13 protein-coding genes are annotated in these 13,386 nt (G+C 49.2%); 9 read left to right on the top strand and 4 right to left on the bottom strand.

Annotation, left to right across the window (positions count from 1 at the left end; genetic code table 11):
* Positions 1-14 precede the first annotated feature (14 nt).
* The gene (locus tag LHL18_RS09475) at positions 15-1,961 is read left to right on the top strand and encodes an alpha/beta hydrolase family protein (RefSeq protein WP_226766870.1); all 1,947 of its coding nucleotides are present in this window, start codon (positions 15-17) and stop codon (positions 1,959-1,961) included.
* A gap of 127 nt (positions 1,962-2,088) precedes the next feature.
* The gene (locus LHL18_RS09470) at positions 2,089-3,222 is read left to right on the top strand and encodes a lysozyme inhibitor LprI family protein (protein ID WP_226766868.1); all 1,134 of its coding nucleotides are present in this window, start codon (positions 2,089-2,091) and stop codon (positions 3,220-3,222) included.
* A gap of 178 nt (positions 3,223-3,400) precedes the next feature.
* Here the strand turns inward: LHL18_RS09470 and LHL18_RS09465 are convergent, their stop codons facing one another.
* From LHL18_RS09465 to minC, 4 genes are all read right to left on the bottom strand, one after another.
* A complete protein-coding gene (locus LHL18_RS09465; protein WP_226766867.1) occupies positions 3,401-3,799 on the bottom strand; it encodes a hypothetical protein in 399 nt (132 codons plus the stop codon).
* A gap of 74 nt (positions 3,800-3,873) precedes the next feature.
* Positions 3,874-4,134: a cell division topological specificity factor MinE gene (gene minE / locus LHL18_RS09460; RefSeq protein ID WP_134055998.1), complete on the bottom strand. Its 261-nt coding sequence runs from the start codon at positions 4,132-4,134 to the stop codon at positions 3,874-3,876.
* Between the two features lie 3 nt (positions 4,135-4,137).
* Positions 4,138-4,947, bottom strand: a complete 810-nt coding sequence (gene minD / locus LHL18_RS09455; RefSeq protein WP_134055996.1) for a septum site-determining protein MinD — start codon at positions 4,945-4,947, stop codon at positions 4,138-4,140.
* Positions 4,948-4,957: 10 nt separating this feature from the next.
* Entirely contained in the window at positions 4,958-5,665 is a 708-nt protein-coding gene (minC, locus tag LHL18_RS09450) for a septum site-determining protein MinC (protein WP_226766866.1), read from the bottom strand.
* 176 nt (positions 5,666-5,841) lie between these two features.
* Here minC and LHL18_RS09445 point away from each other — a divergent pair, with 176 nt between their 5' ends.
* From LHL18_RS09445 to zipA, 7 genes are all read left to right on the top strand, one after another.
* Complete coding sequence (locus LHL18_RS09445; protein WP_319004170.1) at positions 5,842-6,099, top strand: YcgL domain-containing protein; 258 nt, start codon at positions 5,842-5,844, stop codon at positions 6,097-6,099.
* A 35-nt stretch (positions 6,100-6,134) separates the two neighbouring features.
* Positions 6,135-7,154, top strand: a complete 1,020-nt coding sequence (locus LHL18_RS09440) for a lytic murein transglycosylase (RefSeq protein WP_134055990.1) — start codon at positions 6,135-6,137, stop codon at positions 7,152-7,154.
* Position 7,155: 1 nt separating this feature from the next.
* Entirely contained in the window at positions 7,156-7,818 is a 663-nt protein-coding gene (locus tag LHL18_RS09435) for a fumarylacetoacetate hydrolase family protein (RefSeq protein WP_226766864.1), read from the top strand.
* Between the two features lie 2 nt (positions 7,819-7,820).
* On the top strand, positions 7,821-8,315 hold the full coding sequence (locus LHL18_RS09430) for a YcgN family cysteine cluster protein (protein WP_226766862.1): 495 nt from the start codon (positions 7,821-7,823) through the stop codon (positions 8,313-8,315).
* Between the two features lie 24 nt (positions 8,316-8,339).
* Entirely contained in the window at positions 8,340-8,957 is a 618-nt protein-coding gene (locus LHL18_RS09425; protein WP_226766860.1) for a mechanosensitive ion channel domain-containing protein, read from the top strand.
* A 76-nt stretch (positions 8,958-9,033) separates the two neighbouring features.
* Positions 9,034-12,447, top strand: a complete 3,414-nt coding sequence (locus LHL18_RS09420) for an AAA family ATPase (RefSeq protein ID WP_226766858.1) — start codon at positions 9,034-9,036, stop codon at positions 12,445-12,447.
* Positions 12,448-12,461: 14 nt separating this feature from the next.
* Positions 12,462-13,352, top strand: coding sequence for a cell division protein ZipA (zipA, locus tag LHL18_RS09415; protein WP_226766857.1), 891 nt, complete (start codon positions 12,462-12,464; stop codon positions 13,350-13,352).
* Positions 13,353-13,386 lie beyond the last annotated feature (34 nt).

Here is a 13,386-nt window from a genome sequence, read left to right as displayed (position 1 = left end):
CAGGAACGTTAACAATGAAGTTGTCCGCAGTATACGCTCTGCTGCTTAGCGCAGTACTTTGTATTCCTCTTCAAGCTAAGGAATTACCGGTTGAGGCTTTTACCAGTGCACCAGCAATAGACAAGCTTAAGCTGTCTCCCGATGGTACCAAATTGTCGATGATCCAAACGCTGGACACCGAGAATGAGCAATTAGTGCTGGTAAAGTTATTTGATTTACAAAGTGGCGAGCAGAAGTTTTTGGTTAAAGCAGACAGCCGCGACCTGACCATTTACTCCGTAATATGGGCAAACAATAAACAGCTGCTAATGCGCGCAGCTTATGCATCACATCGTTACGGCACACCGGTAACGGAAACCCGGTTAATGGTGATCGATGTTGAAACCGGCAAGAACCGCAGTGTTATCAATGGCCAGTTGCAACGCAAGCTGGTACGTACACCGCAGTTTCAGTCCAATATTGTCGATTTAATGCCCGATGATGAACACAATTTTTTGCTGGCGCTGGACGGCTTTAGCTACGGTACCGGCACCAGTGTGGTAAAGGTAAGTTTGAATGGCGAACTGCATGAAATGGTCGCGCATGCACGCAAAGATCTGTACGACTGGGTGGCAGACCGCCAACACCGGCCCCGCATTGCGTTGTTTCGTGACGATACCCGCTATGAAGTGCAGGAGAAAATGCTCGACACTAAAGAGTTTCGTACCTTATGGCAGTTTGACATATTCACAGAACAGGAAGTCTGGCCTATAGGCTTCGATGCTGATCCGAACATTTTATATGTGTCAGCCTACCACGAAGGTAAGCTGGCGATATTTAAAACCGATCTATCGGCTGCGCAGCCCACATTAGAACTGGTTAAAGCCGATGAAAACTACGATGTGCCGGCTGATATCAGCTACTCATGGCAGGACAATAAAATCATCGCGATAGGCGAAGAATATGTAGACAGCACTTACCAGGCATTTCAAAAAGCAGTAGATGCGGCCTTACCCGATGCGGATAACCGCATTGTCAGCATGAGCCATGATAGGAACCGCTACATTATTGAATCCAGTAGCGCTACGCAGCCGGGTAGTTATTTGCTTGGCGATCGCAAAGAAAAATCGATGACTTTTTTGCTGAATAAATTCAGCCAGCTTGACCCGGAGCAGATGGTTGCTAAACAGAAAATTCAGTACAAAGCCCGTGATGGACTGGCAATAGAGGGTTACCTGACAACACCTTTGGGTTACCAAACCGGTGTTTTACCTACCATTATATTTCCGCATGGCGGCCCGATTAGCTTTGATGATGAAGGCTTTGACTACTGGACACAGTTTTTTGCCAACCGGGGTTATGCGGTGTTGCAGATGAATTTTCGCGGCTCGCACGGCTACGGCTTTGATTTTAAGCAAATGGGGCTACAGGGCTGGGGCTTGCAAATGCAGGATGACGTAGAAGACGGCACCCGCTGGTTAATTGAAAAAGGTATAGCTGACCCAGGCCGTATTTGTATTGTCGGTGCCAGCTATGGTGGTTACGCAGCGCTGATGGGCGCTGTTAAAACCCCTGAGCTTTATCAGTGTGTGGTCAGTTTCGCCGGTGTTACCGACGTTGAAGATCTGGTGAAATCATACCGGCGTTTTATTAACTATGAAGTGGTTAAAAAGCAAATTGGTGACGATTTTGACCTGCTGGAGCAGCGCTCGCCGCTGACGCACGCCGATAAAATTCAGGTACCGGTGTTACTAATACACGGCACCAAAGATCGCAGTGTGCCGGTAAAACAAAGTGAGGCTATGTATAAGGCGCTAAAACGCAAAGATAAAGACGTGCAATATGTCGAGCTGGAAGATGGCGACCATTACCTCAGCACCAACAGCCACCGGCTGGGCACCTTTAAAGCGATGGATAGTTTTTTAAAGCAACATTTGAAAGTTTCCACGCAGCAGGTATCAGTACAACAACAGGCAGAATAATTACCTTTTATATACAACCAGCCAGCGGCGGATTATAGAGTTTTTATTGTCGCCGGTGATTAAAGCGGTGGATGAAGGGGTAAGGGAGCGACGAGGTATTCAGAGCTTATACAATGCAGGGGTTTTAATGAAATTTAATTGGAAAGCAGCGGTTGGCATAGTCGTGCTGATAAGTGGGGTTGCGGTAGCTGCAGTGGCTTATTGGCAGGTGAGTAGTGAGCAAAGGCAACGACGGGTTGATGTGATCAATTTAAAAAAATTTATGTCAGAGCTGAATTGCAGCGAGCCAGCTTCTAAGGCCGAGACGATGATTTGCTCTGATGATGCTTTGATGCAACTCGATAAGCAGTTGGCTGTGGCTTACCACAACAACAGTTTATGGAGATCTTTAAAGGCAAGAAGCAATCAAGATGAACTGTGTTTAAAAAACTGTTTAGTCAATCTGGATGAATTGCAGCAGCGCTGGATTACTAAGGTTCGCAATCGCTGCGACACAGTTGAATGTTTAACCAAAGCTTACACGGCCCGGCTCACTGAATTAAATGGCCAGCCAGAACCCTTGCCTACATTCAAATTAGTTTCTAACAAAGAGCCTGCAATGTGTAATGCAATGCTGGAAATTCTAAACACTACTCCGCGTGAGCAGCTGAGTGCTTGCACTCGCCATAACTTCAGCGGCACAGCTTTTACGCCTGTATCAGCAAAGCTCGGGTCAGAGCACTGGCAAAAATTTGAGCGTTTTCATGATGAAAGAGCGCATCTACAGTCTTTGTCAGTGCTAGAACTTTGGACGGCGATGGAGCAAAAAGATCAAACAGATCCTCGCGAACTATATGGTGTTCAGCATGAATGGGGTGAGGGAAACGAAGCGACCTGGCTGCTGGAAGCGCGTTTCCCCAGCTATAGCTGTCAGACTTTGCCTTATGGTTCTGGTGCAGAGAGAAGTCATGTCCATGGGCAAAGATATCAGCAGTTTAAACAACTCGATACTATCGGCAAGTTGCTACATGCAAAGCAATATGGCTGGCAGTCTGTAGTTGCTATCCCAGGCGCTGGAGAAACGAGATCATTATATTCTGGCCAGCTGCTGCGTTATGGCGAGGAATGGTATGTCCTAGATCAAGAGCTTATGAGACAAATGAATGGGCCGGAAGAGTCGATTTCAAAACCGTCTATTAATTTGAAGAGAATTGATCCCAACGTGGATCAACAGTCAGGAACTTGGCGAAGTTATATGTGTAGTTATTGGTATAACTACTGAGAGGTTATTTTTCAAGGTATTACTGAGGAGAGTGAGTGTGTCGGAGCTCATTGAAAAATTTAGATCTTTGCACGCGGATAGTTTAGGTGCTAAGGCTTTGACATTCATAGCCTTAGCAAGCGCGATAATTTTTTAGCATCAATAGGGTCAGAGTCATTGATTCACTGCCCCCATAGATTCAATGCCTTAATCTGCCGACACTGAAGATGGCTGAGCACATTGCCATAAATAATAAAAACGGATATATCGCGGCAAAGGTTTGTTCATCAGTGTAAGTACCAGCCCTTTGCATCAGTATGGCAGTTAGTAAGGCGAGGCAGCCAAAAACAATTGCCGCTAGGCCAGATAACCGCTGTGCCCACTGGTGCAGTCGCACTATGTTAAAGCGTTGAAAGCGGCGTAAGCCCCAACTGCTGTATTGCCAGTAGCTGAACATCACTAATAGAAATGCGCCAATAAGGTACCAAAGAGGCGTTGCCAGAGTGAGTGATGACAGTTTGGTCGACACGGCCATGGCAAATACCACCACGACTAAGATGCCAACACTATAGAGTGTTGAAAAGATGAATTGCTGCATAGTTTGTATTTAAGGTATTTGTACGGGGATGGGCAAAAATAACAAACCCGCAGTTGCGGGTTTGTTGACTCAGCTTAGCGCTTATCTTCCGGGAAGGTAACGTTTAGCTCCAGCACCGACAGTTCGTCGTCGCGTTTTTCCAGCGATACGGCAATTTGCTCGGGTGAAATATCCACGTATTTACGGATCACTTCGAGAATATCGCGCTCCAGCTGCGGCAGGTAATCCGGGCTGTTACGCTTTCTGCGTTCATGCGCGACAATAATTTGCAGCCGCTCTTTAGCGGTGTTGGCGCTGTTTTTCTTGTTTGAACGAAAATAATCCAGTAATGACATCCGTTATCCTCCAAATATCCGTTTTAACAGGCCCTTTTTCTCCACAGTTAAAAAGCGGAAGGGTACTTTTTCGCCCAACAAGCGATCGACTGTATCAAGGTATGCCTGACCAGCGTCGCTTTCGGCATCCAGAATAACCGGCTGGCCGGAGTTAGAGGCGTTTAGCACGGCTTGCGACTCTGGAATGACGCCGAGCAAATCAATAGACAGGATCTCTTTTACGTCATCTACACTTAACATCTCGCCTTTTTCTACCCGCTCCGGGTTATAACGCGTAAGCAGCAGGTGCTCTTTAATCGCGTCCAGGCCCTGTTCAGCGCGGCGTGATTTGCTGGATAACATACCCAGAATGCGGTCAGAGTCGCGTACTGATGACACTTCAGGGTTAGTGACTACTACGGCTTCATCGGCAAAGTACAGTGCCATCATGGCACCGGCTTCAATACCGGCTGGTGAGTCACACAGAATAAAATCGAAGTCTTTAGCCAGCTCGTTCAGAACTCGTTCTACACCGTCTTTGGTTAATGCATCTTTGTCACGGGTTTGTGACGCCGGCAGAATAAACAGGTTGTCGGTACGTTTATCTTTGATCAGCGTTTGTTTTAAATTGGCTTCGCCGTTAATTACGTTAACGAAGTCATACACCACGCGGCGCTCGCAGCCCATGATCAAATCTAAATTACGCAGGCCAATGTCGAAGTCGATAATAACGGTTTTGTGGCCTTTTAATGCTAAACCTGTACCGATAGCTGCGCTGGAGGTGGTTTTGCCTACACCGCCTTTACCTGACGTGACAACAATAATCTTTGCCATCAAAAATTCCTTATACTAATTCTGCTAATACCAGTTGGTCGTCCTGCAGCTTAACGCAGGCTGACTTGCTCCAAAACTCACCTTGCAGGCTTTCGCTTAGCCAGTAGTTGCCGGCAATAGATACCAGCTCGGCCTGCAGGTTATAACAATAAATTCGTTTGCTGCTGTCACCGGCGGCACCGGCTATTGCCTTACCACGCAGTGTACCGTAGATATGGATATTGCCATCGGCAATCACTTCGGCGCCTGCACCGACCGTGCCTTTAACAATAAGGTCAGTGCCTTTGGCATAAATCTGCTGGCCAGAGCGCACCGCCTGTTCAACCACTTTGCTGTCCATCGCCACACTTACTGTATTCACCGCAGGGGCCGCTTTGCTGGCCGGGGCGGCAGCTACCGCAGCTGCTTTGCTGTCTTTACCCAGTTGCAGCGCAGCTAAACCGGCTTGTTGTGCTTGCTGTTTTAACGTGCTGCTGGCGCCACAAACGCCAACCAGTACCAGTTTCAACTCAGTAAATAGTTGCTTTATCGCAATAAAATCAGGTGTTTGCTGGCAGTCTGTAAGGTTAAGAATAATAGGCGCCTGATAAAAAAACGCCGGCGCCTGCGCGAGTTTCTGGCTTAATTGAGTTTGCAGGGCACTGACACTGAGGTCCGGGCAGGAGAGTACCGATAAAGGGAATAAGCTCCCTTTGAGTTCCAAAGTCTGATCTGACATAACTAATTCTTTGCGCACTTATTATAATTTGTCGCGGGTGCGGTTCAGGCCTTGCCAGACCGCGCTTTTATTTGCGTTGCCGCCTGCTGGCGGGTACGCAATAACAAGGCTTCATGTTATAGTTTAGGCCTTCGTTAAGCAAGGTTGAGGCGTGGTTTTATTCGATGCTGTGTGCAGTGTATAAAAGCCGGAAAAAAGACAGTACCTATTTGTATGTTAAGCAGCGGGATGACTTCTCGGCAGTGCCGCAGGCATTGCTCGATACCTTTGGTAAACCCGAGCTGGTAACCGTTATTAATTTAGAAAAACGGGAACATCTGGCGCTGGCTGATATCGATAGAGTGAAGCAGCAGTTGCAACAGCAGGGTTTTTACTTACAGCTGCCGCCACCGCCAGAAGATTTGCTGGCACAGCACAAAGCGCTTCAGCGCTGATTTTATTAGTATTTTCATCATCAACAGGCCTTTTTATGTTTAGAACGCTGATTGCTATTACCACTGCGGCCATATTCAGTACTGCTGTTTTTGCCGATGATACCAAACCCGCTTTTGCCGATTACACCGCTACCTTAAAGCAGGAGGCGCTGGCTAAAGGTTATGCGCCACAGCTGCTTGATGAGGTGTTTTCATCACTGCAGTTTCATGAACGTGTGGTCAGCGCTGATAAGTCACAGCCCGAGTTTGTGGAGACCTTAAGTACCTATTTGCCGAAAAGAGTCAGCGAAACCCGCATAAAAATGGCGCGCGAGCGCTATCAGCAGTATTTGCCGGAACTGACCAAAATAGGCGAAAAATACGGTGTGCAGCCACGTTTTATTGTCGCACTGTGGGGGCTTGAGAGTAGCTTTGGCCGTATTATGGGCTCCTACTCAGTACCATCAGCCTTAGTGACATTGGCCTATGAAGGCCGGCGTGAAGCCTTTTTTAAAGCCGAGTTTTACCAGGCGCTGGATATTCTGGCGCAAGGCCATATCAGCCTGAATGATATGAAAGGCTCCTGGGCCGGTGCCATGGGACAAAGCCAGTTTATGCCAAGCTCTTTTATGGCCTACGCGCAGGATGGTGACGGCGATGGCAAAAAAGATATCTGGACCAATCAGCTGGATGTGTTTGCCTCTATTGCAAACTATCTGAAACAGCAGGGCTGGGATAATAATAAAACCTGGGGCCGTGAAGTGCTGCTGCCAAAGAATTTTGATTTCAGCCAGGCCATTGCCCGTGGCAGCCTGCAGCGTAGCGAATGGCTGGGACGTTGGGCGCAGTCAGAGCGCAGCTTGTCAGACTGGAATGCTTTGGGCTTACAACGGTTAAACGGCACTGCTTTGCCGGCGGTTGATATAAGCGCAGCGCTGATTTTACCCGATGGCGACAGCGGCCGGGCATTTCTGGCGTACGACAACTACAAAGTGCTGATGCACTGGAACAAGTCTTACTACTTTGTTACCAGCGTAGGTTATCTGGCCGACCTTATCGTTGCGGCGGAGTCCTGATATGGCGTATCAACATCTTGATATAGATGGCAACAGCATAGCGCTGCCGGTCGGCAAAGTGGTTTGTATCGGTCAGAATTATCAGGACCATATTGCCGAGATGCAGAGTAAAACAGCGCCTGAAGCATTGTTTTTTATCAAACCTGCGACTGCACTGTGTAGCCTTACACCTGGCTTTACTATTCCGTCTGGCAAAGGGGCGGTGCATAACGAAACCGAGCTTGCGGTATTAATTGGCAAAACGCTGAAAAACGCCAGTATTGCAGAGGTCGCTGATGCTATCTGGGGCTACAGCCTGGCGCTTGATTTAACGCTGCGCGAGGTACAGGCTGAGCTTAAAAAGCTAGGCAGGCCCTGGGAGATAGCTAAAGGCTTTGATGGCGCTTGCCCGGTGGCAGCTTTTGTTGAAAAAAGCCGGATTAGCAATGCGCAGCAACTGGCGTTTACGCTGCAGGTTAATGGCGAAACGCGCCAGCAAGGTAATACCGCCAGCATGATCCGCGGTATACATCAGCTTATCAGCGAAATGAGCAGCCACTTTACGCTGCTGCCGGGTGACATAGTGCTGACCGGCACGCCGGCGGGCGTCGGGCCACTGCACAGCGGTGATACGCTGCAACTGCAGCTGGCCGATCTTTTTACTGTTAACAGCAGAGTAAACTAAGCATGGCACTTGCAGAACGTTACTGGGAAACCACACCACTTGAACAGATGAACAAAGAAGAGTGGGAGGCGCTGTGTGATGGCTGCGCCAAATGCTGCCTGAATAAGTTTATCGATGATGATGAAGAAGAAGGGCCAACGGCCGTGCTGCACCAGGACGAACAGGTGCATTACACCAATATCGCCTGTCGTTACCTGAACAGCCATAAGTGCGAATGCACCGAGTACAGCCAGCGCACTGTGTTGGTACCGGATTGCATTGCACTGACCAAAGAAAATTTAAAAGATATTTTCTTTATGCCAACCAGCTGTGCGTACCGGCGTTTGCATGAAGGCCGGGGTTTACCGCACTGGCACCCGCTGTTAAACGGCGGTAAAAAAAGCCTGATGCATAAAAAACAAATGTCGGTACGTAACAAAACAATTTCAGAATTGCAGGTAAATATGGACGATTTTGAAGATTTTATCGTGCGCTGGCCGCTTAATGATCTGGATTAACCCCGCAATACCGGAGTAAATACTTTGTCTTTTTTTGAATACAGTCAGCAGTTTGTCCGGCACTTTAGCCCTGTTACGGTGCAGCTGATCATCAGCGTGTCGGTTATTATTCTGTATTTTATTATCAGCCGGCGGGTAATGCCGCTGCTGTATCAGGTGATTGCGCACAGCCGGCTTAAAGCTGAAATGAATAAACGCGCTGCAGTGGTACTGCATATTCTGCTGGTGCTGGCACTTATTGTGGTGCTGAGTGTGGTCTGGGGCGTGGATATCCGTGGCTTATTGGTTCTGGCCTCGTCAATGATTGCCGTTGTCGGCGTGGCGCTGTTTGCTGCCTGGAGCCTGCTCAGTAACATTACCGCTTTCTTTATTTTGCTGGGGCAAAAAGCCTTTGCCGAAGGCATGGAAGTAAGGGTGATTGACGGTGGCAATTACCTTGAAGGCCGCATTGTTGAAATTAATTTGTTCAGCACTGTACTGCGTACCAAGGATAACGAGCAGGTGGTGTATCCGAATAACCTGTTGATCTCGCGTCCGGTGGTGGTATTTCCGCGCAAAAGCCGCAAAATCGTGCAGAACACGGTAGCCGAAAAGGCCCAGCGTTGGCGGCGTAAGGTATTGATTGGGCAGAAAAGTGAGTGATTTTTGCGTGACAGCTATCAGGCACGCTGCTACATTCGGCAACATGCAATGATAACAATAATATGCTACCGCCCCGATGCGCTTAAAACAGATAAAACTGTCCGGCTTTAAGTCTTTTGTCGACAGCACCAGTGTGCCGTTTCCGCAGCAGATGACGGCGGTGGTCGGCCCTAATGGCTGTGGCAAATCCAATGTCATCGATGCGGTGCGCTGGGTGCTGGGTGAAAGCTCGGCGAAAAACCTGCGCGGTGATGCAATGACCGATGTTATTTTTAACGGCTCGGCGCAGCGTAAGCCGGTATCGCAGGCATCGGTAGAGCTGGTATTTGAGAACACCGAAGGACGTTTGGCAGGCGGGCTTGCCGATCGTAGTGAAATCTCGATCAAGCGGATTGTCACCCGCGATGCCCAGTCCAACTATTTCCTCAATGGCAGCAAATGCCGCCGTCGCGATATTACCGACATTTTCCTTGGTACCGGGCTTGGGCCGCGCAGTTATGCCATTATCGAGCAGGGCATGATTTCACGGCTTATTGAATCCAAACCACAGGAACTCAGAGTGTTTATCGAAGAAGCTGCAGGCATCTCAAAATACAAAGAGCGCCGGCGCGAGACAGAAAACCGCATTAAACACACCAGAGAGAACCTGGACCGGTTGTCTGATGTGCGGGACGAACTTGGCAAAAATATCGATAAGCTAAAACGCCAGGCCACAGCCGCCCAGCGCTATAAAGAGCTAAAAGCGCAGGAGCGTAAGCTTAAAGCAGAGCTGACCACCATTAAATGGTTGTATTACAGTAACCGCTTTAACGCGTTAGAGCAGCAGTTGCAGCAACAACAAACCGAACTGGAAAAGTATCAGTCGCAGGAGCTGGGCGATCAGCGGGTATTGCTGGAGTTAAAACAACAGGCGCAGGATGGCAGGCAGCAGCTGGAAAAAACGCAAAGCCAGTTTTACCAGTTAGGTGCTACCATCAGCCGGCTTGAACAACAAATTCTGCATCAGCGCCAGCAACAGCAAACATTAAACGCACAGATGCAGCAAAGCCGCCATAGCCTGCAGCAGGTTGAAGAATTTATTGCCACAGAGCAAGCGCAATACAGCGAGCTTGAACAGCAACTGCTGCTGGACGAGCCTCAGCAGGAATTATTGGCCGGGCAGCTTGATGTACTCAATGAGCAGCTGCAATTGCTTGAAGATGAACAACTGGCGCAGCAGCAGGCATTTCAGCACTGGCAGCAGCAACATTTTCGCTTGCAGCAACAGCAACAGCAGCAGCAGTTACAACTGCAAAATCAGCAGCAGCAATTTAGCCAGTTACAGCAGCAACAACAGCAGATCGCAGATGATATTGCTGCGCTGTCGCTGGCACCACTGCAACAGCGCATTGCTGAATTAGACGCAGAGCAGACGCGCAGCGCGCAGCTGTTGCAGCAACATATTGCTGCACAGGCTAAGGCGCAAACTGATGTGCACCAGCAAGAACAGCATTGCAGGCAACTGCAAGCGCAGCAGTTAACTGCCGGCAATGACGTGCAAATGCTGCAGCGGGAACAAAGCACACTGCAGCAACAACAAGCGCAGCGCGATACTGAACAGCAGCAGTTATTGCAACAGTTGCAGGTAAAACCTGGTTGGGCTACGGCGGTAGCTATGGTGCTGGGGCAATTACAGCACGCTGTTGTCGCTGCAGGGTTGCCTGAAGAGCCCAAAACAGTGGTAATGACAAACCAGCAGGTAGCTGCACCCGGCACTCTGGCTGCGGTGATCGTGTCGGGGGTGTACCCTGATAGTTTTAATCATATTTTACTGGCAGACAGTGTTGCTGACGCAGCCAGGCGCCAGGCACAGTTACAGCAGGGGCAGTCACTGATTTGCCCGCAAGGTTATTGGCTTGGCACTAACTGGGCATTGCTGGCAGGTACCAGCCAGAGCGACAGTTATTTATTACGAGCCGAGCGGCTGCAACAGCTCAGTGGTGAAATAGCTGAGGCTATTGCTCATTTGCAACAGATTGAAACACGCTTATCTGAGCAGACATCGCTATTGCAGCAGGGTAAGGCTGTGTTGCAACAGGCGTCGGAGCAACTGCTGCAGGCAGAAAAACAACATCAGCAGCAGCAAACTAATTTACTGCTGGCGCAACAGGAGCTGCAACAAGGGCAGAGGCTGGCGCAGAAACTGGATGCTGAACAGCAGCAACTGCAGCTGAAGCAGGCGCAACTGGAAGAGAGTATCGAACAGTTGCAAATAGCGCAGGAAATAAGCGCTGAACAATTGCTGGAACACGATGCTCAGCAGCACCAGCTGCAGCAAAACAGTGGCAGTGCACAGCAGCAATTACAGCAGCTACGCGCGCAGTTTGAACAAAAACGTCAGCAGCAACAACAGCTGCTGATGCAGCAAAAAGTATCAGAGCAACAGCTGAGCGCATTGCAGCTAAGTCTGACGCGTGCCAAAACGCAGCAACAACAGCTGCAGGAGCAACTGAGCCAGTTGGATGAGAAATTGCAGCCGGATGATGACGCCGAACTGATACTGCAGGAACAATTGCAGCAGAGCCTGCTTGAACGAGACGACGCCGAGCAGGAAATGATTAGCCAGCAGGATACTCTGGCCGGGGTTGAGCAACAAATACGTCAGCTGGAACAGGGACAGCAGGGCATTATGCAGCTACTGAACAAAAAGCGCGCCGAGCTGGCCGATATCCAGCTGGATGCTGAAGGGTATCGCGTGCGGGCCAATAACATGATGGAGTTGCTGCGCGAACAGCAAGCCAATATGAAAGAGGTACTGGCAGGGCTGCCAGCCGATGCTGATGAAGCCGTGTGGCAGCAACAACTGGATAAAACCACCGATGCAGTAGCGCGTTTAGGCCCGATAAACCTGGCGGCAATTGAAGAATATGAGCAGCAGTCTGAACGCAAACAGTATCTGGATGCGCAGAACGACGATTTGATGGCGGCTATGGATACGTTGGAAACAGCGATCCGCAAAATTGATAAAGAAACCCGGCAGAAATTTAAAGACACCTTTGAGCAGGTTAACGATGGTCTGAAAACCTTGTTTCCGAAAGTCTTTGGTGGTGGCAGAGCCTATCTGGATTTAACCGAAGATGACTTACTGGAAACCGGGGTCACTATCATGGCGCAACCGCCTGGTAAAAAAAACAGTACAATACATTTATTATCGGGTGGTGAAAAAGCCCTAACCGCTTTATCATTGGTGTTTTCTATTTTCCGGCTTAATCCGGCACCATTTTGTATGTTGGATGAGGTAGATGCGCCACTGGATGATGCCAACGTAGGGCGTTTTTGTAATCTGGTGCGGGAAATGTCGGAAACCGTGCAATTTATTTATATTAGCCACAATAAAATTGCCATGGAAATGGCAGCACAGCTAATGGGTGTGACGATGCAAGAACCGGGCGTGTCGCGCGTAGTAGCTGTTGATGTGGATGATGCTGTAAAAATGGCAGCAGCCTCTTAATTAAAGGTAACCTTATGGCTGACGAATTACGTTTGATTTTTATTATTATCGGTGCCCTGGTTCTGGGTGGCTTGTTGCTGCATGGCTTGTGGACAGTGCGTAAAAACGCTGGCCAACCCCGGCACCGCTATTACGACGAGCCGGCAAAGGATGAACAGGACAAAACCGAAGGCTTTGACGAGCTGGGGGTAGGTCCGGTAAGGGTAGTCAAACGTGGCAATCAGGACAGCTCTGCCAGAATAGCGCCGGCTAAAGCCGAGCCGGTGCGTCGCAGCGAGTCTGCGACTGGCAAGGTTAGCCGCACTGAGCCGATGACAAAGCAATCGTCAGCAGAGGTGCAAACTGAGTTGCCGTTTGATGAGCCAAAAGAGCCGGAACTGAATTTTTCTGCTTTGGCTGATGATGAGGTGCCCGAAACAGTATTTGATAGCGAAGTGCCTGACGCTGAGCCAGATGCCGATGTTGCAGCTGAAGAGCCGTCAGAAGTGTTGATCCTGTATGTGTTGTTGCCGGAAAGCAAAGAAATGAAAGGCCCTGATCTGCTGTCTGCATTGCTGACACTGGGCTTTAAGTACGGTGACATGGATATTTTCCACCGCCATACCGACAGCGCAGGCTCAGGCGCGGTATTGTTTAGCCTGGCAAATATGTTTAACCCCGGCACTTTTGATTTGGAAAACATCGATAAACTGGCTACACGTGGTGTGAGTTTATTTATGACGTTACCAGGCCCGGGTGAACCGCTGCAGAATTTTAACCTGATGCACAACGCAGCTAAAAAGCTGGCAGAAGAATTTGGCGGTCAGGTGCTGGATGGTCAGCGTAGTGTGTTAACGGTGCAAACGGTGCGCCACTATGTAGATAAAATCCGCGAGTTTCAGCGCCAGCAGCTTATTCACGGTTAACGGTGAAATAGTCAACAGACAAAACGGCAGGCGG

This window comes from Rheinheimera aquimaris (assembly GCF_020531985.1).
Taxonomy (GTDB): Bacteria; Pseudomonadota; Gammaproteobacteria; order Enterobacterales; family Alteromonadaceae; genus Alishewanella; species Alishewanella aquimaris.
Note: the sequence above shows the minus strand (reverse complement) of the source record. Positions and strands in the feature narration are given on the sequence as shown.

Bases quoted from the DNA above. Each gene is read 5' to 3' on its own strand.
- minE (WP_134055998.1), bottom strand. From the start codon at position 4,134: ATGTCATTACTGGATTATTTTCGTTCAAACAAGAAAAACAGCGCCAAC.
- LHL18_RS09470 (WP_226766868.1), top strand. From the start codon at position 2,089: ATGAAATTTAATTGGAAAGCAGCGGTTGGCATAGTCGTGCTGATAAGT.
- minC (WP_226766866.1), bottom strand. From the start codon at position 5,665: ATGTCAGATCAGACTTTGGAACTCAAAGGGAGCTTATTCCCTTTATCG.
- minD (WP_134055996.1), bottom strand. From the start codon at position 4,947: ATGGCAAAGATTATTGTTGTCACGTCAGGTAAAGGCGGTGTAGGCAAA.
- LHL18_RS09435 (WP_226766864.1), top strand. From the start codon at position 7,156: ATGGCGTATCAACATCTTGATATAGATGGCAACAGCATAGCGCTGCCG.
- LHL18_RS09420 (WP_226766858.1), top strand. From the start codon at position 9,034: ATGCGCTTAAAACAGATAAAACTGTCCGGCTTTAAGTCTTTTGTCGAC.
- LHL18_RS09440 (WP_134055990.1), top strand. From the start codon at position 6,135: ATGTTTAGAACGCTGATTGCTATTACCACTGCGGCCATATTCAGTACT.
- LHL18_RS09475 (WP_226766870.1), top strand. From the start codon at position 15: ATGAAGTTGTCCGCAGTATACGCTCTGCTGCTTAGCGCAGTACTTTGT.
- zipA (WP_226766857.1), top strand. From the start codon at position 12,462: ATGGCTGACGAATTACGTTTGATTTTTATTATTATCGGTGCCCTGGTT.
- LHL18_RS09430 (WP_226766862.1), top strand. From the start codon at position 7,821: ATGGCACTTGCAGAACGTTACTGGGAAACCACACCACTTGAACAGATG.
- LHL18_RS09465 (WP_226766867.1), bottom strand. From the start codon at position 3,799: ATGCAGCAATTCATCTTTTCAACACTCTATAGTGTTGGCATCTTAGTC.